Genomic DNA, 21,478 nt, shown 5'->3' with positions numbered 1-21,478 from the left:
CGTTTCCAATCAAACGCTTACCGCCCGGTCGCCGCCTTCACCGCTTCCTCGTGCAGCGCTTCATTCAGCTCGTCCACCACCGTGCTCCAGGCCGCATCGGCCTGCAGCGATTCGGCCAGGAACTGCCGCTGTGCATCGTTCCAGTACGCTGCATCGGCCACTTCCACCCCGGTCGCCAGCTGGTGCCCGGCGATGAACCCGGCGATGGCCTCGGCGCTGGCATCCAGGCCCAGCTGCAGGAACAGGTTGGTCATGCTCGGTTCGGTGGTGATCATCGGAAACTGCCTGGCAGGGGAAAGGTAAGCTGCATTATCGACGCATGCCGCCTTGGGGGAAGCCCCTCGCGGTACGTCTCATCACCGACGCTTCCCCTGGCACTCCCCGATGACCGCGACAACTTCCCCCGACGACAGCCGCAGCGTGCGCCTGAAGGCCGCCACCCGTGACAGCCATGGCGCCCTCGACAAGCGCATCATGGCCGGCGACATCTTCGCCGACCGCGTCAACTTCGCCCGCTTCCTGCGCGTGCAGTACCGCTTCCACCGCAGCATCGACGCGCTGTACGCCAGCCCCGCGCTGGACGCACTGCTGCCGGCCCTGCATGAACGCCGTCGCCTGCAGCAGGTACGCAGCGATCTGCAGGACCTGGAACAGACCCTGCCGGGCCAGGACATCGCCCCGCTGGAGGCGGACCTGCCGCTGCCGGCCGCGCTGGGCTGGCTGTACGTGGCCGAAGGCTCCAACCTGGGCGGCACCGTGCTGTACAAGATGGCCGCCGCACTGGGCCTGGACCGTGATTTCGGTGCCCGCCACCTGGCCGCGCACCCCGATGGTGCTGCCCGTCACTGGCGCGAGTTCACCGCGGCGCTGGACGCGGTGCCGCTGTCGGCCGAGCAGGAACAGCAGGTGATCGATGCCGCCGATGCGGCCTTCCGCAGCGTGCACGGCCACGTCGAAGTGGAATTCGGCGCATGAGCGGCCACCGCTGATGCGCTGGCTCTGGTTCGCGCTGGGCTGGCTGATGGTCGGCCTGGGCGTGATCGGCGCGCTGCTGCCGGTGATGCCCACCACCATCTTCCTGATCCTGGCCGTGGGCTGCTTCGCGCGCAGCTCGCCGAAGTTCGAACAGCGTCTGCTGGCGCATCCGCGCTATGGCCGCTCGCTGCGCCTGTGGCGGGAGCAGGGTGCGGTATCGCGCAAGGGCAAGGCCTTCGCCAGCGCCGGCATGGCCGTGGGTTTCGCCCTGTTCTGCTTGGGCGCGCAGCCCTCCTGGCGCCTGCTGCTGGGCGTAGGCCTGTTCTTCGCGGCCAGTGCCGGCTATGTGCTGAGCCGGCCGGCGCCACGGCTTGATCCCACCCCGCTGGTGGATGTGGGCGATGCCGAACCGCGCGCGGCCCGCCGCCGTGGGTCTACTCCCGACGCTGATGGAACCCCCGACGATGCTGCCTGCTGAACTTGTGCCCCTGGCCACGCCCGCCCTGACGCCGTGGGGCATGTACCTGGCCGCCGACGTGGTGGTCAAAGCCGTGATGATCGCGCTGGCCGTTGCCTCGCTGGCCACCTGGACCGTGCTGCTGGCCAAGGGCTGGGAGCTGTCACGCCAGGCACGCGCGCTGCGTGCGGCACGCGCCCGGCTGCTGGAAACACCGAGCCTGCCCGCTGGCGATGTGGATGCCGCCCTCGCTGAAGGCACTGCGGCGGCGATGCTGCACGCGGCCCGCAGCGAACTGCGCCTGTCGCAGGATCTGCACAGCCGCGACGGCATCAAGGAACGCGTCGCCTCGCGCCTGGACCGGCTGGAACTGGAAACCGCACGCGTGCAGCGGCGTGGCATCGGCGTGCTCGCCAGCATCGGGGCGGTGGCGCCCTTCGTGGGCCTGTTCGGCACCGTGTGGGGCATCATGAACAGCTTCATCGGCATCGCCCACAGCAACACCACCAACCTGGCCGTGGTCGCACCCGGCATCGCCGAGGCGCTGCTGGCCACCGCGCTGGGCCTGGTTGCGGCGATTCCGGCAGTGCTGGTCTACAACCATTTCAGCCGCGTGCTGGCCGGCCTGCGTGGCCTGCTCGGCGATCTCTCGGCGGCCGTGCAGCAGCTGGTGTCGCGTGATCTGGACCGTGCCGCCACGCGTGCACCGGCCAGCGCCCTGCGTGCGGTGCATTGAATGGCGATCAGGACCGCATCCGACCGCGACGACACGCCGGAAGAAGCGCACGAGATCAATGTCACGCCCTTCATCGACGTGATGCTGGTGCTGCTGATCATCTTCATGGTGGCCGCACCGCTGGCCACCGTGTCGGTACCGGTGCAGCTGCCGGCCAGCAGCGCACAGGCCACGCCCAGCGAGCAGGCGCCGGTGTACGTGACCGTGCAGGCCGACCTGTCGCTGCGCGTGGGCGAACAGCCGGTGCCGCGCGACGGGCTGGGTGCCGCATTGCAGGCGGCGACGCACGGTGACGCCGAGCAGCGCATCTACCTGCGTGCCGACCAGCGCGTGCCCTATGGCGAACTGATGGCGACCCTGGATGCATTGCGTGCGGCGGGCTACCTGAAGGTGGCCCTGGTCGGCCTGGAGCAGGGAACGCAATGAGCACACTGCGGCGCTGGGCGACCAGCCTGGCGATCGTGCTGCTGGTGCACGCCGTGTTGATCAGCGGGGTGTGGTGGTGGCAGGCGCGCGCTGCACCGGTGGCTGCGGCGGCGCCGCCCGCTGCGCTGATGCTGGAACTGGCCCCGACCGTGCAGGCACCACCAGCACCGCCGCGCGCACTGCCGACCGGCCCGCTGCAGCAGGAGCAGCAGCGGCGCGAGACCGTGCGCGAACACGCGCCCGCGCCGAAAGTGCCGCCACAGCCGAAGGGCGAGGTGGCGCCAAAGCCGCAGGTGCCGGCCAGCACCGTACAGGACAGTGCGGACGCAACCGTTGAGCGCAGCACGGCACCGCCGGAGGTTCCCGCCGAAGCCGCCACGCGCTACGCGGCACAGCAGACCACCGCTGGCGAGCGCAGCCGTGCCGATGCCACCTGGCAGGGCCTGTTGCTGGGCCACCTGCAGCAGCACCGCCGCTACCCGCGCCAGTCCGAGCGGCTGCGCCAGCAGGGCGTGGTCTACGTGCGTTTTGCCGTGTACCGCGATGGGCGCGTATCCGGCCCCCGCATCGAGCGAGGCAGTGGCTTTGCCCTGCTGGACCAGGAAACCCTGGAGACCGTACAGCGCGCCAGCCCCGTGCCGGCGCCACCGGCCGAGGTGCCCGGCGACCCGGTGGAGGTGATGGTGCCGGTGGCGTTCTACCTGCGCGGACGCTGACCGCATCCACGCATGGCGTGGATCTGCTGCGGGGAAGCATCCCTGCGCCGCCGGGATCGACTACCATCGGCATGACCGTCAATGGATGACCGGAGGCTGCCATGACAACACGGACGTTGCGGATACTGGCCTGGTGCAGCGTGGTCTTCGCTGCAGGCGTGGCGTTTCTATCGTTTGCAGCCTTCACGCCTGCCGTCATCTTTGCCTGGCCGCTGCTGGTGTTTGCTGCGTTCTGCATCTGGCGCGGCGCGCGCCTGCCCGGCGTGCTCTGTGCGTGGCTGGCGTCGCTGGCCTTCATCTCCAGCCCACACAGCACCTATGACGGGTGGGACAAGCCCATCTACGTGTGCTGGGCAATTGCCGTGGTAGTGATTGTCGCCATGCGGTTGCGGAACCCCAGACCGTAGCGTCGAGCTTGCTCGACGCTACGGGGCGTGGATCCGACCCCCTACAGCAGCGGCACCAGCAGCAGCGCCACGATGTTGATGATCTTGATCAGCGGATTGATCGCCGGGCCGGCGGTGTCCTTGTACGGGTCGCCGACGGTGTCGCCGGTCACCGCGGCCTTGTGCGCCTCGCTGCCCTTGCCACCGAAGTGGCCATCTTCGATGTACTTCTTGGCGTTGTCCCAGGCACCGCCGCCGGTGGTCATCGAAATGGCCACGAACAGGCCAGTCACGATCGTACCGATCAACAGCCCGCCCAGTGCGCGCGGCCCCAGCAGCAGGCCGACCACCACCGGCACCGCTACGGGCAACAGTGACGGCACGATCATTTCGCGGATCGCCGAGCGGGTCAGCATGTCCACGGCCTTGTCGTACTGCGGCTTGCCGGTGCCCTGCATGATGCCGGGGATCTCGCGGAACTGGCGCCGCACTTCCTCCACCACCGCACCGGCCGCGCGGCCCACCGCTTCCATCGCCATCGCGCCGAACAGGTAGGGAATCAGGCCGCCGATCAGCAGGCCGATGATCACTGTGTGGTCACTGAGGTCGAAGCGGAATTCCTGGCCGGGGTTGGCCGCCTGAAGGTTGTGGGTGTAATCGGCGAACAGCACCAGTGCAGCCAGTGCAGCCGAGCCGATGGCATAGCCCTTGGTCACCGCCTTGGTGGTGTTGCCCACGGCATCCAGCGGGTCGGTGATGTCGCGGATGTCCGACGGCAGCTCGGCCATCTCGGCGATGCCACCGGCGTTGTCGGTGATCGGGCCGTACGCATCCAGGGCCACGATCATGCCGGCCATCGACAGCATCGCGGTGGCGGCGATGGCGATGCCGTACAGGCCGGCCAGCGCATACGCACCCCAGATTGCCGCACACACCGCCACCACCGGCAGCGCGGTGGACTTCATCGAGATGCCCAGGCCGGCGATGATGTTGGTGCCGTGGCCGGTGGTCGAGGCCTGCGCCACGTGCTGCACCGGCTTGTACTGGGTACCGGTGTAGTACTCGGTGATCCACACGATCAGGCCGGTCAGCACCAGGCCGATCAGCGCGCAGCCGTACAGCGCCAGCGGGCCGTGCACGTTGTCGTTCATCAGCCCGGTGGTGATGGGGTAGAACGCGATGGCCGCCAGCACGCCGGAGACGATCACGCCCTTGTACAGCGCACCCATGATCGAGCCGCCTGGCTTCACCTTCACGAACAACGCACCGATGATCGACGCGATGATCGACACCCCGCCCAGCACCAGCGGATACAGCACCGCATTGGCACCGGCTTCGCTCAGCATCAGGCTGCCCAGCAGCATCGTCGCGATGACCGTGACCGCATAGGTCTCGAACAGATCGGCCGCCATGCCGGCACAGTCGCCCACGTTGTCACCGACGTTGTCGGCGATCACCGCCGGGTTGCGCGGGTCGTCCTCGGGAATGCCAGCTTCCACCTTGCCCACCAGGTCGGCGCCGACGTCGGCGCCCTTGGTGAAGATGCCGCCGCCCAGACGCGCGAAGATCGAGATCAGCGAGGAACCGAAGGCCAGGCCGACCAGCGCGTGCAGCGCCTGTTCCATCGGCAGGCCCATGCGCAGCAGCAGCGTGTAGTAGCCGGCCACGCCCAGCAGGCCCAGGCCTACCACCAGCATGCCGGTGATCGCGCCACCGCGGAACGCCACGTCCATCGCCGCGCTGATGCCGTTGCGCGCAGCTTCGGCGGTGCGCACGTTGGCACGTACCGAGACGTTCATGCCGATGTAGCCGGCCGCGCCGGACAGCACCGCACCCACCGCGAAACCAATGGCCGTGTACCAGCTGAGGAACACGCCGACCAGCACGAACAGCACCACCCCGGCCACGCCGATGGTCAGGTACTGGCGGTTGAGATAGGCACGCGCGCCTTCCTGGATCGCGGTGGCGATCGCGGCCATGCGTTCATTCCCGGTGGGTTGGCGCAGGATCCAGCGCGCCGAGATGATCCCGTAGAGGATCGCGAGAATGGCGCAGCCCAGCGCCAGTGACAGCCCATGACGTTCCAGCATCAGACCCCTCCGCAGAATGGATGGTGAGCATCCAGTGGCGATGAACGGCACCACGAGGGGGACGACGGGTTGCAGCCTGTAACCAACCCGTGCCGACCGGAACGGTCGTCCGACGTATGGCGGTGTTCAGCATTCCCTGGTGGCCGCAGTATGCGTCCCGGCCCTTGTAGAGTCGAGCCGCGCCGCATGACCCGTGGGCGCCCTCCAGATGAACGCATCGCCATGCGCGCGGAGCCCGCGGCCGGTCCATGGGCATGCTTTGAGAGCCACAGACCCTTTGCACCCCGTTAAGCCACGCTCTGCAAGCCTGCGCACAGTCCTGACGGAGATTCCCCCATGCGCCTGTCCCTGCTGATGCTTGCGGCCCTGGTCCCGGCCCTGCCGGCGCTGGCCGCGGAAACCCCCGAACTGCAGCGCGCTGTGGGCGCACCACAGGCAGCAGGCGCGGTGCATACGCTGCGGCAGATTCCCGAGGCCTGTGCACGTCTGGAAGGCGTGTTCACCGGCCAGGCCGCCGAGCCGTACCGCTTCTCCGCCGTGCGTACCAGCGAGCAGTGCCAGCCGCGCGCCCGCTTCGTTGATTACGCCAAGGCGCAGCCCAGTGCCGACAAGGGCTGGAAGCTCAACGACGTGATCCGCGTGCCCAATGCCGCCTGCCCGGCGCAGCAGGCGGTGGTGCGGGTGTGGCGCCTGCCGGTCAACAGCACCCAGGCACTGGATGGCCAGGGCCAGTCGCGCATCTATCTGGAAGACGCAAAGAAGCAGGCGGCCGCCGGCAGGATTCCGCAGGTGACGATGTTCGCCGCGCAGCTGCAGGTGGAAGGCAAGGCCTGCAACTGATGCAGGTAGGTGCCGACCGCTGGTCGGCACGTGATGCCACATCCACGCATGGCGTGGATCTACTGGAGCCTGCCTGGGTCGGCAGGCTCCGGTGCAGCGGTCAGTTGCCGCGGCAGTCCTTCAGCCACAGCACGCGGCCGATCTGGTCGTAGCTCTCGACCACACCGGTCAGGGTTACCTTCTCGCGCGGCCGCAGGGACAGCGCGTAGGCGGTCTGGTTGGCGGCGAACGCGCAGGAGATGGCCACGCGCTCGAAATCGATGCTGCCATCGCTGGGCAGGTCGAAGGTGGTGTTGTAGGTGCCGCCGCTCTTCAGCACCGAGGCGATGCGACCGGAAATGACGTAGGTCTTGCCCTTGTAGCGGGGTTCGATTGCGGCGGGGTTGTCCTTGTTCTGGTTGCGCAGCTGGAAGCCGAACCGGTCGGCGGCAATGGTCACCGCCGATGCCTGCGGCGCGGCCTTGGCCGCCTGGTCACCGGCCTTGCCCGGCTTGACCTGGTTGAGCAGCTTGCACATCTCGGTACGCATGCCGTCAGCCGGGGCGATGGCGCCCTTGTTGACCTTCACCACCATGGCAACGGTGCCCTGGCCGCCTTCGGACGTGGCGCTGATGATCATCGGGATCGGCTTGTGCGCCATGCTCTCCGGTTCTTCGATCAGCATCGAGCCGCCTTCGATGTCCTCGCTCAGCACATCCATGTTGGCGTTCTTGGCGATGACCCGCATCTGGCCGATCGCGCTGGCCACGCTCAGGTCCGGGTGGCTGACCGACGAAGTGAAGGTGGTGCCGGTGAAGGGATTGCCCTTCTTCTGGAAATTGGCTTCGCAGGTCGCGGCGAACGCGGGTGCGGCGGCCGTGCACAGCAGCACGGCGAGGAAGGTCTGGCGCTTCATGGATACAGTCCTTGTGGTGTGGCACTACGCGCCCGCAGCAGCGGGCGACAGACGGGTTGGCACGCATCGGCCCCTTGCCCCGGGCCGGCCCCCGATTGTGGGCCGCTTCGCAGGCCGCTGCAATCACCGCCCAAAAAGGGGACGGAGGGGATTAAGTCGCAATGCGCCACTGCCGGGCCAGACAGGGGACGACGGGGAATGCGACTTGATCCCCTCCGTCCCCTTTTTCGCGTCAGCCCTCGAAAGCGGGCAGTTTCTGCTTCACGGCGATGTTCTTCAGGGTCACGTACTTCGGCAGGCCGTCAGTGCCGTAGGGCAGGGGGGCTTCGCCCTTGATCAGCGGCGACAGGTACGCACGTGCCTTGGCGGTGATGCCGAAGCCGTCGCGGCGGATGAAGCCGGCCGGCATCTTCTTTTCGTGGTTGGCGATCTTCGCCAGCGGCGCGGCCTCGATCTTCCAGCGGTAGGGCGCATCGCTGCTGCGCACGATCACCGGCATCACCCCGTTCTGGCCCTTCAGCGCCAGCTGCACGGCGGCCTTGCCCACCGCCTGCGCCTGTTCCCAGTCGGTTTTGCTGGCCAGGTGCCGGGCCGAACGCTGCAGGTAGTCAGGCAGGGCCCAGTGCACCTTCAGGCCCAGCTGGTCCTTGACCCGGCCGGCAAGGTGCGCGGCCACGCCGCCCAGCTGCGAATGGCCAAAGGAATCCTTGCCGCCACCGGCATCGGCGACGAAGCGGCCATCGGCGGTGGCGATGCCTTCGGAGGCCACCACCACGCAGTAGCCGACGCGCTCGACCACGGCCTTGACCTTGGCCAGGAAGGTGGTTTCGTCATAGGCGCGCTCGGGAAGCAGGATGATGTGCGGGGCATCGTCCTCGCCATTGCCGGCCAGGCCGGCGGCAGCGGCCAGCCAGCCGGCGTGGCGGCCCATCGCCTCGTAGATGAAGACGCGGGTGGAGGTCTCGGCCATCGCCGCCACGTCCAGCGCTGCTTCGCGCACGGAAACGGCGGTGTACTTGGCTGCCGAACCGAAGCCCGGGCAGGTGTCGGTCACCGCCAGGTCGTTGTCGATGGTCTTGGGCACGCCGATGCAGGTCAGGTCGTAGCCGGACGCCTTGGCCAGCAGCGACACCTTCAGCGCGGTATCGGCCGAGTCGTTGCCGCCGTTGTAGAGGAACCAGCGCACATCGTGTGCGCGCAGCACCTCCAGCAGGCGGTCGTATCGGGCACGGTCGGCCTCCAGCGATTTCAGCTTGACCCGGCACGAACCGAAGGCGCCGCCCGGGGTGTGGGCCAGGGCGCGGATGGCGGCGGCACTCTCCCTGCTGGTATCGATCAGCTCCTCGCGCAGAGCGCCGAGGATGCCGTTGCGGGCGGCCAGGACCTTGATGCCCTTGGCCCGGGCCTGCTCGATGACCGCCGCTGCGGTGGCGTTGATCACCGCGGTGACGCCGCCAGACTGGGCGTAGAGGAGGGTACCGTTGCGCATTCTTCTACCTGCTCTGGGAGGGGGACATTGCAGTGACATTACCCGGATGCGCTAAAGTGGCGCTATTGCGGTGCAGCGATACCGGTCCGTCCGGGGCGCGAACCTTCTTTGTTTTCAACACGTTGGAGTCAGGTCAATGCGATTGGTTCTGTTGGGACCGCCCGGTTCGGGCAAGGGGACGCAGGCGACGCGCCTGAAGGAAAAGCTGGGCATCGCCCATATTTCGACCGGTGACATGCTGCGCGCGGAAATCGCCGCGGGCTCGGAGCTGGGCAAGCAGGCCAAGGCGGTGATGGATGCCGGCAACCTGGTGTCCGATGACATCCTGCTGGGCATGCTGGAGTCGCGCCTGACCCAGGCCGATGTCGCCAAGGGCTTCATCCTGGACGGCTACCCGCGCAATGTGGCCCAGGCCAATGCGATGGACGGTCTGCTGGCCAAGATCGGCCAGCCGCTGGACGCCGTGGTGCAGCTGGACGTGGCCACCGAACTGCTGGTCGAGCGCATCGCCGGCCGCGCGCAGGAACAGGGCCGCGCCGATGACAACCCCGAAGCGGTGCGCCAGCGCCTGCAGGTCTACAACGACCAGACCGCCCCGGTGGTCGACTTCTACGCCGGCCGTGGCACCCTGGCCCGCGTCGATGGCGTCGGTGAGCTGGACGAGATCGAAGCCCGCATCCTGGCGGCGATCAAGGGTTGATGGCGGTCGGCCGGCCGCGCGCCGGCCACCGTGGTTGTACAACGAAACAGGCCTGATCCTTGCGGACCAGGCCTGTTTCGTTTCATAGGTGCCAGCGATGAGCTTGCTCAGGGCTCCGCAGCATGAGCTCCCTTGGGGATGGCCTCTTGGGGAGTAGGACCGGTTCGGGTACTACGGCTGGCATGCTGAATTGTGTACGGGTTCACATACCTGCGCTATCAGGATTTCCCTGACAGCCGATTGGAGTTTTCTCACAAGCGGTGTAGGACTTGTCTGACCCGGCAGCCGACAATGGCCCTATACAGCTGTGATCGGTCACAATCCCCGGTCATGAGCAGCGTACATATCCTTGCAATCGCCGGCACCTTCATGGGGGGCGTGGCCGCCCTGGCGCGGGAACTGGGCCATACGGTCAGTGGCAGCGACCAGGCCATCTATCCGCCGATGTCCACCCAGCTGGAGCAGCTGGGCATTGTTCTGGACCAGGGCTACCGCGCCGACAGCGTGCCGCCGGGCACGGCCGAGGTGGTGATCGGCAACGCCCTGTCGCGCGGCAACGCCGCCGTGGAAGCCGTGCTCGATGCCGGGCAGCGCTACATCTCCGGCGCGCAGTGGCTGTCCGAGCAGGTCCTGCCGGGGCGCGATACCCTGGCCGTGGCCGGCACCCATGGCAAGACCACCACCACCACCATCCTCACCTGGCTGCTGGAAAGCGCGGGGCGCTCGCCGGGCTTCCTGATCGGCGGCGTGGCCGAGGATTTCGGCGTCTCCGCGCGCCTGGGCCAGGGCCGCGAGTTCGTGGTCGAGGCCGATGAGTACGACACCGCCTTCTTCGACAAGCGCAGCAAATTCGTGCACTACCGGCCGCTGGTGGCCATCCTCAACAACCTCGAATACGACCACGCCGACATCTTCCCGGATGTGGAAGCCATCGAGCGCCAGTTCCATCATCTGGTACGCACGGTGCCCGCGCGTGGCCGGCTGATCGTCAACGGCGAGGACGCGCACCTGGCCAAGGTGCTGCAGATGGGCTGCTGGACCCCGGTCGAGCGCTTCGGCTTCGACCCTGCGCTGGAATGGCATGCCGAGCTGCTGGCCGCCGATGGCAGCGCCTTCCGCGTGCATCACCGCGGACAGGCGCTGGGCGATGTGCACTGGGCGCTGCTGGGCCGCCACAACGTGCTCAATGGCTTGGCCGCACTGGCTGCAGCGCATGCGGTGGGTGTGGCCCCGGCCGAGGTGATTCCGGCGCTGGCGCGCTTCCGCAGCGTCAAGCGCCGCATGGAAGTGATCGGCAGCCATGACGGCATCACCGTCTACGATGATTTCGCCCACCACCCCACCGCGATCGCAACCACGCTGGAAGGTCTGCGTGCCAAGGTCGGCGACGCGCGCATCGTGGTGGCGATGGAGCCGCGCAGCAACTCGATGCGGCTGGGGGCACACGCCCAGGCGCTGGCACCGTCGCTGGCATTGGCCGACGAAGTGGTGTTCCTGCACAGGCCGGAGCTGGCCTGGGATGCCGCGGCGGTGATCGCCGCCGTGCGTGGCCAGGCCCATGCGGTGCCCGATACCGATGCGCTGCTGGCGCAGCTGCAGTCCAGCGTGCGCAGCGGTGACCACGTGGTGTTCATGTCCAACGGTGGCTTCGACGGCGCGCCGCGCCGCTTCCTCGCCGCCCTTCAGGCGCGATGAGTACCGACGTTTCGCTGCCGCTGTTTCCGCTGCACACCGCGCTGGTACCCGGTGCCGCGGTCGGCCTGCGGGTGTTCGAGCGTCGCTACCTGGATCTGGTGCGTGACACAGGGCGCAGTGGTGAGGGCTTCGGTGTCTGCCTGATCCTGGAAGGGCAGGAAGTGGGCGAACCGGCTACACCGGCGGCCTTCGGCGTGCAGGTGCGCATCGAAGATTTCGATGTCGGCGCCGACGGTGTACTGCAGCTGCGCCTGCGTGGCACGCGTCGTTTCCATGTCGAGCGTACCCGCGTGCGTGACAACGGCCTGGTCGTGGCCGACGTGCGCTGGTGCGAGGAAGACCCCGATGACGAACTCAAGCCGCAGCACGCGCTGCTGGCCACGGTGCTGGGGCACATCATCGAACAGGCCGGCGAGGCCTACGCGCCGGCCAACCCGGCACTGCTGGACCAGGCCAGCTGGGTCGGCTGGCGTCTGGCCGAACTGCTGCCGCTGGCCGAGCAGCAGCGCCTGCAGCTGCTGCAGATGGATGATCCGCACCAGCGCTTGCAGCAGTTGCTGGGCTGGATGCCGTAAGGGCCGGAACGGAGCCTGTAGCTGCCAACCTTGGTTGGCAGCCGTTTGCGCGAAGCGCCAACCAAGGTTGGCGTCTACCAGAGCGTGACCGCATCCATCACGGCTGTGTCTTCAACCGCAGCACCGGCAATCCGGTTTCGGCATGCACGTCCTCGTGCTGCGGCATGCCCTGCACGGCGTCCTTCACGGCATTGAACGCGGGGTCGATGCCGCGCACCGGGTGCCACATGCCGATCCACTCGAAGTGGCGTTCGTAACGCACCGTCTGCGCACTGCCCAGCCACAGCGGCACATTGCCCGGCTGCAGCTGGGCCGGGGCAGGCCACAGGCGCAGCACGTAGCGCTCATCCGGCTTTGCCCCCTGGCGCACCATCAGCAGCGCTTCCACGCGCGTGTCCAGAGTGGCCGGCAGCACCGGCAGTTCATCGGCGCCGGTGTTCTTGTCCAGCATCAGCAGGGCTTCTTCCCAGCCAGCCTGCGCCTGCACGGTCCAGCCGCGCGCTTCCAGCTGCGCCTGCAGCGGTGCCAGCGGGCCGGCCACCTGCACATCCAGCGGCCAGCGCTGGTCATCGTCGAACTCGTTGCGGCGCGCCGGCAGCGTGGCCCAGTCGTGCTGCTGCCACCAGGCCTGCATGTCCAAGGCCACCGCGGCCGGCAGGGTCGGTTCGAAGCGCTCCAGCTTCACCGGGATGTTGCGCGGCGCGTACCACATCGCCGCCACCGCGAAGACACCGTAGAACAGCCACGCCACCGGCTTCACCCAGAACGAGCGGTTGAAGCGGCGGCGATAGGCGATGCCCAGCACCAGCAGCCAGAACGTGCCGAACAGCATGCCGCCGACCACGTCGCTGAGCCAGTGCGCACCCAGGTACAGGCGCGAGAAACCGATCAGGCTGACCACGATGCCCGACACCAGGTACGGCCAGACGCGGGTACGGCCGGGCATTTCGCGGGCGATCAGCACTGCGAAGAAGCCGAAGGTGATCGTGGCCATGGTCACCGACACCGACGGGAAGCCGAAGCCGCTGCTGGCATCGACCGGGCGCACCACGTCCACGGTGGCGCCCAGCAGCTTGGTCAGGGCCAGGCCGAAGGCCAGCGCGGCCAGCCAGTGCGCGGCGGCCATCCAGCGCCGGCGCCACACCAGGTAGGCCATGGCTGCGGCGGTGGCGGGCATCAGCACCTGCCACGCGCCCAGCGAGGCCAGCGCTGCCATCGGGTAGTCGGCCAGCGGGTTGCGTAGGGCCAGCATGGCCTGGTGCACCAGCAGGTCGATGGCCAGTGGCTCACCATGGGCCACCACCACGGTCAGCAGCGCGAACCAGCCCCAACCCAGCAACAGCAGCATCAGCGCGAGCATCGCCAGCGGCACCGATTCGCGGCGCTTCGGGTCAAGCACGCCCACCGTGTAGCGGCCCAGCGTGGGGTGGCGGTTGGACCAGTCCAGCAGGCGCGCCAGCCAGTGGTCCATGCGCGCGGCCGACCAGCGGTAGCCGTACAGCACGATGGCCCAGACCAGGCCGAGGATGACCACCAGCAGGCCGACCACCACCACCAGGCGCCCGGCGACCGCAGCGACGGCATCATAGGCCTCGCCGAGGATCCAGCCCGGGGCCAGGAACAGCACCGCCCACGACAGGCTGGCGATGCCGCTGGCCTGCACGTAGCGGCTGGCCGGCATCTTCAGCATGCCGGCGATGGCGGGCACGAACGGCCGGATGGCGCCGACATAGCGCGCGATCAGGATGCTCTTGAAGGCATTGCGGCGGAACAGGTTCTCGCCGCGGTCCAGCAGCTGCGGGTAGCGGCTGAAGGGCCACACCCCGCGCAGGCGGTCGCCCCAGCGGCGGCCGATCCAGTAACTGATGCCATCACCGGCAAACGCACCCAGCGCCGCCGCCGCCACGGCATACGGCCCGGAGATCTGCCCCAGGCCGATGAACACGCCCACCGCGAACAGCAGCGGCAGTGCCGGCACGATGGCGCCGAGAATGATGACCGCATCGCAGAAGGCGATCAGAAAAATAACCGCGCCCGCCAACACGGGATGGGCGGCAATCCACGCGAGGGTGGCGTCAATCCATGAAGAGTCCATTGCCCGATTATAGAGGCGTGAAGGTGACTGGTTCCCAGCGGCTTGGTGACCGTTTGCAACCAGCGCCATCGCCTAGAATGGGCGCATGCCGCACTCGAACGACGCTCCAACGCATGCCCTGAAGGCCGACAGCTTCGGCCGCATCCTGCTTGTGCAGGGGCCGCAGGGCCCCTTCGTACGCCGTGACCTGGGCGCAACGCCGCTGTGGCTGCGCGTGCCGGCGTGGTGGCTGGCACGCCGCGAGGCGCGCGCGCTGCGGCACATCCACGGCATGGCCGACGTGCCGCAGCTGCTGGACTGGGATGGCCGCCACCTCGACCGCAGCTTCATGGCCGGCGATGCCATGTACCAGCGTCCGCCGCGAGGTGATCTGGCCTGGTTCCGTGCGGCGCGTCGCCTGCTGCAGCAGCTTCACCGGCGCGGCGTGGCCCACAACGACCTGGCCAAGGAAGCCAACTGGGTGGTCACCGAGGACGGCCGCCCGGCGCTGATCGATTTCCAGCTGGCGGTGATCGGCAACCCGCGTTCGCGCTGGATGCGTCTGCTGGCCCGCGAAGACCTGCGCCACCTGCTCAAGCACAAGCGCATGTACTGCCGCGAGTCGCTCACCCCGGTGGAGAAGCGCGTGCTCAAGCGCACCTCCTGGGTGCGCGAGCTGTGGTTCGCCACCGGCAAGCCGGTTTACCGCTTCGTCACCCGCCGCATCCTGCATTGGGAAGACAACGAGGGGCAGGGGCCGAAGCCGTGACCGCCGCGCAGGTGGTGACCGCGCCGCCGAGTGCGGCCAGCGTGCTGCGCGCGCAGCTGCCCGGCGCCAGCTTCGTGCACGCCTGCCAGGCCCGCACCCGGCGCAACGGCCGCAGCGCGCTGCAGGCCTACCGCGATATGGCCGCGACCATTCCCGGCTGGTTCGATGGTTTGATGGCGCTGCGCAACCGCGGCATGCGCCTGCTCGGCATGAAGGATCTGGGCTCGTTGCGTGCGGTGCAGGACACTGCGGCACCGCGACCAGGCCAGCGGCTGGGCATCTTCACCCTGCAGTCGCTGGATGAGGACGCCATCGTGCTGGAAGACAACGACCGCCACCTGCGCGTGCAGCTGGCCCTGCAGTGGCAGGGCGACGTGCTGGAGGTGGCTACGGTGGTGCATACCCACAACGCGTTTGGTCGGGCATACATGCTGCCGGTGGCGCCGGTGCACCGGATGATCGTGCCGCATCTGCTGAAGAGGCAGGTGCAGGCGTACCGCCGAAAGCCCGGTGGTTCGGTAGAGTCGAGCTTGTTCGACTGAGGTGTCAGGAGCAGTCGAGCAAGCTCGATTCTACGGCAGGTGCCACGTCTTGCGTGTCGCCAGGCCATGCCTGGCAGGCGCGCAACGTTCCGGCATCACGGCGCCGCTGGCACCACCTGCTGGCCGATGAAGTTGCGCTTGCCATCGAAGTCATAGCCGATCTGCAACTGGCCGACATCCGGGCAGGCGTGGCAGTCGCGCAGCGGCGTGCGGTACAGCAGGCGGATGCCGCCGCCATCGAGCGGCGCAGTGCCTGCTGCCTGCGCGGGTGCGAACGGGGTGGCCTGCGGGTGCGCGGCCAGCACGGCCTGCACGCCCGGGTCGGCGCGCAGGGTGTCGTCCAGCTGCACGGCGTCGACATCGATGCGCTTGCCACCGGCATCCACCAGGCGCGTGCCTTCGTTGGTGTTGGCGCGGAACGGGTATTCCACCGTGGCCACGCCCAGGCCGTCGTGTTCATGCCATGCGGTGACGTAGGCCAGCTCGCCGCCGCTGGACAGCTGCTCGGCAGCAGCCACGGCATCGGCGCTGGCGCCGGCGGACTTCATCGTCTCGGCGAGGCAGTCGCGCGTTGCGCTGTTTTCGCCCTGGCGGCATGCGTTGAGGTCGCCATCCCACACCACCGACTCGCTCCAGCGCAGTGACCCATCGGCGGCCTTGTTGGCGGCAGGCGCATCGCTTGTGGCGGGTCCGGTGCCGGGTTCCGGCGAGCGGCCCTGGCAGGCGGTGAGCAGGGCCAGGCCCAGGGCAGGCAGCAGCAGACGGGAACGGCGCATGGCGGGTACCTCGTGCGTGTGACCGGGGCACCAGTATCGTCAACGCGCGGTGAACCCGGCGTCGGCGCGGCATACTAGCGGCTCATTGCATACGCTGGAGTGTGGAACGTGGGCAGTCTGCAGGGCAAAACCCTTTTCATCACCGGTGCCTCGCGCGGCATCGGCCTGGCCATCGCACTGCGCGCCGCGCGCGATGGGGCCAATGTGGCCATCGCCGCGAAGTCGTCGGTGCCCAACCCGAAGCTGCCCGGTACCATCCACAGCGCGGCTGAAGCAGTGAATGCGGCCGGTGGGCAGGGCCTGGCACTGAAGTGCGACATCCGCGAAGAGGACCAGGTAAACGCCGCCGTGGCGGCCACGGTCGATACCTTCGGTGGCATCGACATCCTCATCAACAACGCCAGCGCGATCTGGCTGCGCGGTGCGCTGGATACGCCGATGAAGCGGTTCGACCTGATGCAGCAGGTCAATTCGCGAGGGAGTTTCCTGTGCGCGCAGGCCTGCCTGCCGTATCTGCTGCAGGCGCCCAACCCGCACATCCTGACCCTGGCCCCGCCGCCCAGCCTGGAACCCAAATGGTGGGGCCCGCATACCGGCTACACGCTGGCCAAGATGGGCATGAGCTTCGTCACTCTGGGGCTGGCTGCGGAGTTCGGCCCGCAGGGCGTGGCGGTCAACGCGCTGTGGCCGCGCACGGTCATCGCCACCGATGCGATCAACATGATTCCCGGCGTGGATGCGGCCGGCTGCCGCACCCCGCAGATCATGGCCGACGCCGCGCACGCCGTGCTGGTGCGCGAGGCCGCCGGTTTCCACGGCCGCTTCCTCATCGACGACGAGGTGCTGGCCGAAGCGGGGGTGACCGATCTGTCCGGGTATGCGGTGGACGCGTCGCGACCGCTGCTGCCGGATCTGTTCCTGGATTGATCGGCGGCGTGTGCTTCTGAGGCAGTGGTCAAGGATGGCCACCGCCCGGTTTGGGTAGAATGCGGGGCTGGAACCGTTTTCATCACCCTCTCCAACAAGGAAGTTTCCCGATGCGACCGATGCTTCGTGCGGCCACCCTGGCTGCCTCGCTGTCCCTCGTCCTGGCCGCCTGTGGTGGCAAGCCCGCAGCCCCGGCCGATGCCGCCGACACTGCCGGCAAGGGCGGGACGGCCGCCGTCGACACCGACAGCGACCAGGCCCTGATGGGCAAGCTCAACAGCTACATAGAGTGCTACAACGAGGTGGACCGCAGGATCCATTCGGGCATCGGCCCGTACACTGTCTGGATGAAGGACCCCAAGGCCGGCCCGACCGGCCGCGAGGAACGCCCGATCGGTCCGCCGGACCTGACCGCCGGTGACCTCAAGCTCTGCGACAAGGCACTGCCCGAAGCCATCGCCGCGCAGCCGTCGCTGCCCGAGCTGGACAAGGCTGCGCAGGGCTACCTGGATGCACTGCATGCACTGCAGCCGATCACCCACGAAGCGGCCGACTACTACCAGCGCGACGACTACGAAGACGATGGCTTCGCGCGCGGCAAGGCGCTGCACGCGCCGTTGATGTCTGCATTCGGCACCTTCGTCGAGGCCAGCGGTGTGTTCAGCGATGCGCTGGATGTCGCGAACGACCGCCTGCAGGATTCGCAGCTGGCCAAGGTGGAAGCGCAGGAAGGCCGTACCCGCACTTTCTACCGTCTGGCCATCATGCGCGACGCCAAGGCGCTGATGGACCTGATGGCCGAAGACAGCTTCGATGTGGCCGAGGCGCGGCGGCGCCTGGATGCGTTCAATGCGATCGCCGACGAGGCCCACGCCAAGGTGGCCGAGCAGGAGCCGGGCAAGCTGGACTGGAACAGCTTCGAGCGCACCGCCGAGGATTTCCGCCGCGAGGGCAAGGAGCGCCTGAAGCGGGTTGAACAGAAGACCCCGTACAGCGATTTCGAGCGGCGCATGCTCAATACCACCATGGCCCCGCAGGGCTCGCCGGGCAAGCTGATGCAGGCATACAACTCGCTGGTCTTCCAGAGCAACCGCCAATAAGGTGGCCTACTGTTTTTTGTAAGCAAGGAACTGAATTGAACGCTTCTGTACGTGTACTGCCGGTGCTGCTGCTCGGCGCCGTGGCCGGCCTGGCCGGCTGCAACAAGTCCACCGGCCTGTCGCTGGCTGATCCCAGCCTGGCCAAGGTCAATGCCTACATCGAGTGCTACAACGGTGTGGAGCAGCCCATCCACGAGGGCTTCGAGACCTACACCGGCTGGATCAAGGATGTCGAGGCCGGCCCGACCGGCAAGGAAGCGCAGCCGCGTTCGCCGGGCAAGGTGCTGTCACATCGCGTGGAGTACTGCGGCCAGCCGCTGACCGACGCGCTGGCGATGACGCCGGCGATGCCGATGGATGCGCCGGTGCGCGACTACCAGCAGGCATTCCAGGCCTTGTACGCGAAGATCGAGCAGGCCGATGGCTACTTCAGTCGCGAGGAATTCCGCCGCGATGGTGGCGAAGGCATGCGCAGCCAGCACGCACCGCTGATGCAGGCGTACGCGGCCTTCTTCAAGGCCAGCGACGCACTGGACGTGGCGCTGGAAAAGAACGAGGAAGACCGCCGTGCCGCGCAGCTGAAGCAGATCGAAGAGAGCGAGGGCCGCTCGCCGGCGTACTACCACCTGCGTTTGGTCGGCGACGGCAAGCAGCTTGCGGTCGCCTTCCAGGATGAAAAGCCGGACGTCGCCGCGCTGCGCACGCGACTGGCGGATTACGAGGCACTGGTAAAGGAAATGCAGGCCGCCGGCATCGGCAAGGACGACCCGATGTGGGGCCATGTGCAGCGCTCGGCCGAGATGCTGATCCGCAAGGCCGGCCGTGGCATCGAGCGCATCGAGCAGGGCAAGCCGATCAGCGCCGAAGGCCTGGCCGCCGAGCGCAAGGCTTCGGGCAGCTGGCTCACCTCGGCCCCGGAAGGCGCGCAGTCGGACATCCTGGATGCGTACAACGACCTGGTGACCACCAGCAACCGCATGCGCTGACGGGTACCGAATCTGGTGGGTGCGGACCGTTGGTCCGCACTGTGCAGTGCTCTCATCCACGCATGGCGTGGATCTACTGGTTCTGGACGGCGTGGATCTACGTGTTGAAGGTGTCCGGCAGGGCACTGCCGCACCTGCGGCAATGGCGCGCGTCGGGTTCGTGGCCTTCCAGCCCGCACTGCGGGCAGCCACGCGCATCCCGGCGCGCCGCCATCTCGGCATCGCGCATGGTGTTGGCCAGTTCGGCGGTGTAGATGCCGGTGGGCACGGCGATGATGCTGTAACCGATCAGGATCAGCACCGAGGTGACGAAGCGGCCGAGCACGGTCTGCGGCACGATGTCGCCGAAACCGACCGTGGCCATGGTCACCACCGCCCAGTACATGCTGGCCGGGATGTTGCTGAACCCATGCGCCGGGCCCTCGATGATGTACATCAGGGTGCCGGCGATGATCGTGATGGTGATGACGGTGAACAGGAACAGCAGGATCTTGCGCCGGCTGCGCCACAGCGACTGCAGCAGGATGCCGCTTTCCTCGATGTAGCGGGTCAGCTTGAGGATGCGGAACACCCGCAGGATGCGCAGTGCGCGCACCACCAGCAGGCTCTGCGCGCCGGGGATGAACAGCGACAGATAGGCCGGCAGGATCGACAGCAGGTCGATGATGCCCCAGATGCTGACCGCGTAGCGCAGCGGCCGCTTCACCACCGCCAGCCGCAGCAGGTACTCGATGGTGAACAGGGCGGTGAAGCCCCATTCGATGACGTACAGCCAGTCCGACCACGCCACGTGCAGGTGCTGCACGCTGTCGATCATCACCACCAGGATGCTGGCGATGATGGCCACCACCAGGATCAGGTCGAAATTGCGCGACGGCCGGGTGTCGTGGCGGTAGATGATGTCGAACCAGGTCCGGCGCCAGCCGGAAGCGGTGGCGGGGTTCAGCTGGGGGGCGGAAAACGGGCGCATCCGCACATTGTGCCGCAGGGGCTGGGGGGCGAGAATGGGCGTTCCCGAAACCAGCCCATTGCCATGACCGCCGTTACCGATCCGTTGATCTCCCTGTCGCACTACTACCTGCCGGTGTACAAGCCCCGCCAGGTGGTGCTGGAGCGAGGCCAGGGCGCCCGCGTATGGGACAGCCAGGGCCGCGAGTTCATCGACCTGGCCGCCGGCATCGCCGTGTGCGGCCTGGGCCATAACGACCCGGATCTGGTGGCCGCGCTGGTCGAGCAGGCCGGCAAGCTGTGGCACACCAGCAACGTCTTCTACAGCGCGCCGCCGCTGCACCTGGCCGAGGAGCTGGTGAAGGCCAGCCGCTTCGCCGAGCGCGTGTTCCTGTGCAACTCCGGCGCCGAAGCCAACGAAGTGGCGATCAAGATGGTCCGCAAGTGGGCCTCCAGCAAGGGACGCCCGGCTGACAAGCGCGTCATCATCACCTTCCGCGGCAGCTTCCACGGCCGCACGATGGGCGCAGTGACCGCCACCGCCCAGCCGAAGTACCAGGAAGGCTACGAGCCGCTGCCCGGTGGCTTCCGCTACATCGATTTCAACGATGAGGTGCAGCTGGAAACCGCGATGGCTGCCGGCGACGTAGCCGCCGTCATGCTCGAGCCGGTGCAGGGCGAGGGCGGCGTGATGCCGGCCAAGTCCGGTTTCCTCAAGCGCGTGCGCGAGCTGTGCGACCAGCACGATGCCCTGCTGGTGCTGGACGAGATCCAGGCCGGCATGGGCCGCACCGGCACCCTGTTCGCGCACTGGCAGGATGACGTGGTACCGGACATGGTCACCCTGGCCAAGGCCCTGGGCGGCGGTTTCCCGATCGGCGCGATGCTGGCCGGCCCGAAGGTGGCCGAGACCATGCAGTTTGGCGCCCATGGCACCACTTTCGGTGGCAACCCGCTGGCCGCAGCCGTGGCCCGCGTGGCCCTGCGCAAGCTGGCCTCGCCGGAGATCGCCGCCAACGTCAGCCGCCAGTCGAAGGCGCTGCGCGATGGCTTTGACCGCATCAGTGCGGAGTTCGGCGTGTTCAGTGGCGTGCGGGGCCGCGGCCTGATGCTGGGCGCGGTACTTAGCCCGGCCTTCGCCGGCCAGGCCGGTGCCATCCTCGACCATGCCGCCGACCAGGGCCTGCTGACCTTGCAGGCCGGCCCGGACGTGCTGCGCTTCGTGCCGTCGCTGAACATCACCGACGAAGAAGTGGCCGAAGGCCTCAAGCGCCTGCACGCGGCAATTGCCGCGTTCGTCGCCGCGCGCTGACCCCGCTGCTGCCGAACCCCTGTAGAGCCGAGCCCATGCTCGGCTGCTGCACGCAAGCCGAGCG

At 68.0% G+C, this 21,478-nt stretch carries 23 protein-coding genes; 16 read left to right on the top strand and 7 right to left on the bottom strand.

Annotated features, from left to right (window positions below; genetic code table 11):
• Nucleotides 1–17: 17 nt before the first annotated feature.
• On the bottom strand, nucleotides 18–275 hold the full coding sequence (locus VER16_RS18230) for a DUF2789 domain-containing protein (protein WP_324810477.1): 258 nt from the start codon (nucleotides 273–275) through the stop codon (nucleotides 18–20).
• 109 nt (nucleotides 276–384) lie between these two features.
• On the opposite strand from VER16_RS18230, the gene VER16_RS18225 reads away from it, so the two are divergent.
• The 6 genes from VER16_RS18225 to VER16_RS18200 all read left to right on the top strand — a co-directional run bounded on the left by VER16_RS18225 (nucleotide 385) and on the right by VER16_RS18200 (nucleotide 3,717).
• A complete protein-coding gene (locus tag VER16_RS18225) occupies nucleotides 385–975 on the top strand; it encodes a biliverdin-producing heme oxygenase (RefSeq protein ID WP_324810474.1) in 591 nt (196 codons plus the stop codon).
• Nucleotides 976–988: 13 nt separating this feature from the next.
• The gene (locus VER16_RS18220) at nucleotides 989–1,453 is read left to right on the top strand and encodes a YbaN family protein (protein WP_324810471.1); all 465 of its coding nucleotides are present in this window, start codon (nucleotides 989–991) and stop codon (nucleotides 1,451–1,453) included.
• Entirely contained in the window at nucleotides 1,440–2,168 is a 729-nt protein-coding gene (gene exbB / locus VER16_RS18215) for a tonB-system energizer ExbB (RefSeq protein ID WP_324810469.1), read from the top strand. The genes VER16_RS18220 and exbB overlap by 14 nt, the downstream gene beginning before the upstream one ends.
• Nucleotides 2,169–2,594, top strand: a complete 426-nt coding sequence (gene exbD, locus VER16_RS18210) for a TonB system transport protein ExbD (RefSeq protein ID WP_324810467.1) — start codon at nucleotides 2,169–2,171, stop codon at nucleotides 2,592–2,594. It begins immediately after the preceding gene.
• Nucleotides 2,591–3,310 (top strand): energy transducer TonB, encoded by a 720-nt coding sequence (locus VER16_RS18205; RefSeq protein ID WP_324810465.1) that lies wholly within the window; start codon nucleotides 2,591–2,593, stop codon nucleotides 3,308–3,310. Before exbD ends, VER16_RS18205 begins: the two co-directional genes overlap by 4 nt.
• A gap of 101 nt (nucleotides 3,311–3,411) precedes the next feature.
• Nucleotides 3,412–3,717 carry a hypothetical protein gene (locus VER16_RS18200; protein WP_324810462.1) on the top strand — a complete coding sequence of 102 codons (306 nt, stop codon included), beginning with the start codon at nucleotides 3,412–3,414 and terminating at the stop codon, nucleotides 3,715–3,717.
• 41 nt (nucleotides 3,718–3,758) lie between these two features.
• On the opposite strand, the gene VER16_RS18195 is transcribed toward VER16_RS18200, so the two are convergent.
• On the bottom strand, nucleotides 3,759–5,786 hold the full coding sequence (locus VER16_RS18195; protein ID WP_324810459.1) for a sodium-translocating pyrophosphatase: 2,028 nt from the start codon (nucleotides 5,784–5,786) through the stop codon (nucleotides 3,759–3,761).
• A gap of 336 nt (nucleotides 5,787–6,122) precedes the next feature.
• On the opposite strand from VER16_RS18195, the gene VER16_RS18190 reads away from it, so the two are divergent.
• On the top strand, nucleotides 6,123–6,626 hold the full coding sequence (locus VER16_RS18190) for a hypothetical protein (RefSeq protein ID WP_324810457.1): 504 nt from the start codon (nucleotides 6,123–6,125) through the stop codon (nucleotides 6,624–6,626).
• A 100-nt stretch (nucleotides 6,627–6,726) separates the two neighbouring features.
• Here VER16_RS18190 and VER16_RS18185 read toward each other — a convergent pair whose 3' ends face one another.
• Together VER16_RS18185 and VER16_RS18180 are read right to left on the bottom strand one after the other, a co-directional pair.
• Complete coding sequence (locus tag VER16_RS18185; protein WP_324810454.1) at nucleotides 6,727–7,521, bottom strand: hypothetical protein; 795 nt, start codon at nucleotides 7,519–7,521, stop codon at nucleotides 6,727–6,729.
• A gap of 232 nt (nucleotides 7,522–7,753) precedes the next feature.
• Nucleotides 7,754–9,010, bottom strand: a complete 1,257-nt coding sequence (locus tag VER16_RS18180; protein ID WP_324810452.1) for a 6-phosphofructokinase — start codon at nucleotides 9,008–9,010, stop codon at nucleotides 7,754–7,756.
• A gap of 136 nt (nucleotides 9,011–9,146) precedes the next feature.
• Here VER16_RS18180 and VER16_RS18175 point away from each other — a divergent pair, with 136 nt between their 5' ends.
• From VER16_RS18175 to VER16_RS18165, 3 genes are all read left to right on the top strand, one after another.
• On the top strand, nucleotides 9,147–9,710 hold the full coding sequence (locus VER16_RS18175) for an adenylate kinase (protein ID WP_324810450.1): 564 nt from the start codon (nucleotides 9,147–9,149) through the stop codon (nucleotides 9,708–9,710).
• Between the two features lie 330 nt (nucleotides 9,711–10,040).
• Nucleotides 10,041–11,405 (top strand): UDP-N-acetylmuramate:L-alanyl-gamma-D-glutamyl-meso-diaminopimelate ligase, encoded by a 1,365-nt coding sequence (gene mpl, locus VER16_RS18170; RefSeq protein ID WP_324810448.1) that lies wholly within the window; start codon nucleotides 10,041–10,043, stop codon nucleotides 11,403–11,405.
• Complete coding sequence (locus VER16_RS18165) at nucleotides 11,402–11,980, top strand: LON peptidase substrate-binding domain-containing protein (RefSeq protein ID WP_324810446.1); 579 nt, start codon at nucleotides 11,402–11,404, stop codon at nucleotides 11,978–11,980. Before mpl ends, VER16_RS18165 begins: the two co-directional genes overlap by 4 nt.
• 97 nt (nucleotides 11,981–12,077) lie before the next feature.
• Here the strand turns inward: VER16_RS18165 and VER16_RS18160 are convergent, their stop codons facing one another.
• On the bottom strand, nucleotides 12,078–14,075 hold the full coding sequence (locus tag VER16_RS18160; RefSeq protein WP_324810444.1) for a bifunctional DedA family/phosphatase PAP2 family protein: 1,998 nt from the start codon (nucleotides 14,073–14,075) through the stop codon (nucleotides 12,078–12,080).
• Between the two features lie 85 nt (nucleotides 14,076–14,160).
• On the opposite strand from VER16_RS18160, the gene VER16_RS18155 reads away from it, so the two are divergent.
• Entirely contained in the window at nucleotides 14,161–14,823 is a 663-nt protein-coding gene (locus VER16_RS18155; protein WP_324810440.1) for a serine/threonine-protein kinase, read from the top strand.
• A complete protein-coding gene (locus VER16_RS18150) occupies nucleotides 14,820–15,365 on the top strand; it encodes a DUF2867 domain-containing protein (RefSeq protein WP_324810437.1) in 546 nt (181 codons plus the stop codon). The genes VER16_RS18155 and VER16_RS18150 overlap by 4 nt, the downstream gene beginning before the upstream one ends.
• Before the next feature lie 95 nt (nucleotides 15,366–15,460).
• On the opposite strand, the gene VER16_RS18145 is transcribed toward VER16_RS18150, so the two are convergent.
• Complete coding sequence (locus tag VER16_RS18145; RefSeq protein WP_324810435.1) at nucleotides 15,461–16,141, bottom strand: hypothetical protein; 681 nt, start codon at nucleotides 16,139–16,141, stop codon at nucleotides 15,461–15,463.
• A 108-nt stretch (nucleotides 16,142–16,249) separates the two neighbouring features.
• Between VER16_RS18145 and VER16_RS18140 the strand changes: the two genes are divergently transcribed.
• The 3 genes from VER16_RS18140 (at nucleotide 16,250) to VER16_RS18130 (ending at nucleotide 19,154) form a co-directional block, all read left to right on the top strand.
• On the top strand, nucleotides 16,250–17,068 hold the full coding sequence (locus VER16_RS18140; RefSeq protein ID WP_324810433.1) for an NAD(P)-dependent oxidoreductase: 819 nt from the start codon (nucleotides 16,250–16,252) through the stop codon (nucleotides 17,066–17,068).
• A 110-nt stretch (nucleotides 17,069–17,178) separates the two neighbouring features.
• Nucleotides 17,179–18,168, top strand: a complete 990-nt coding sequence (locus VER16_RS18135) for a YiiG family protein (RefSeq protein ID WP_324810431.1) — start codon at nucleotides 17,179–17,181, stop codon at nucleotides 18,166–18,168.
• Between the two features lie 35 nt (nucleotides 18,169–18,203).
• Nucleotides 18,204–19,154 (top strand): YiiG family protein, encoded by a 951-nt coding sequence (locus VER16_RS18130; RefSeq protein ID WP_324810429.1) that lies wholly within the window; start codon nucleotides 18,204–18,206, stop codon nucleotides 19,152–19,154.
• 97 nt (nucleotides 19,155–19,251) lie between these two features.
• Here the strand turns inward: VER16_RS18130 and VER16_RS18125 are convergent, their stop codons facing one another.
• Entirely contained in the window at nucleotides 19,252–20,124 is an 873-nt protein-coding gene (locus VER16_RS18125) for an ion transporter (RefSeq protein ID WP_324810428.1), read from the bottom strand.
• A 63-nt stretch (nucleotides 20,125–20,187) separates the two neighbouring features.
• Here VER16_RS18125 and VER16_RS18120 point away from each other — a divergent pair, with 63 nt between their 5' ends.
• Nucleotides 20,188–21,414, top strand: coding sequence for an acetylornithine transaminase (locus tag VER16_RS18120; protein ID WP_324810426.1), 1,227 nt, complete (start codon nucleotides 20,188–20,190; stop codon nucleotides 21,412–21,414).
• Nucleotides 21,415–21,478 lie beyond the last annotated feature (64 nt).

This window comes from Stenotrophomonas sp. (genome assembly GCF_035634915.1).
GTDB lineage: Bacteria > Pseudomonadota > Gammaproteobacteria > Xanthomonadales > Xanthomonadaceae > Stenotrophomonas.
The sequence above is the reverse complement of the archived record's forward strand: the minus strand, read 5'-3'. Positions and strand labels throughout refer to the sequence as shown.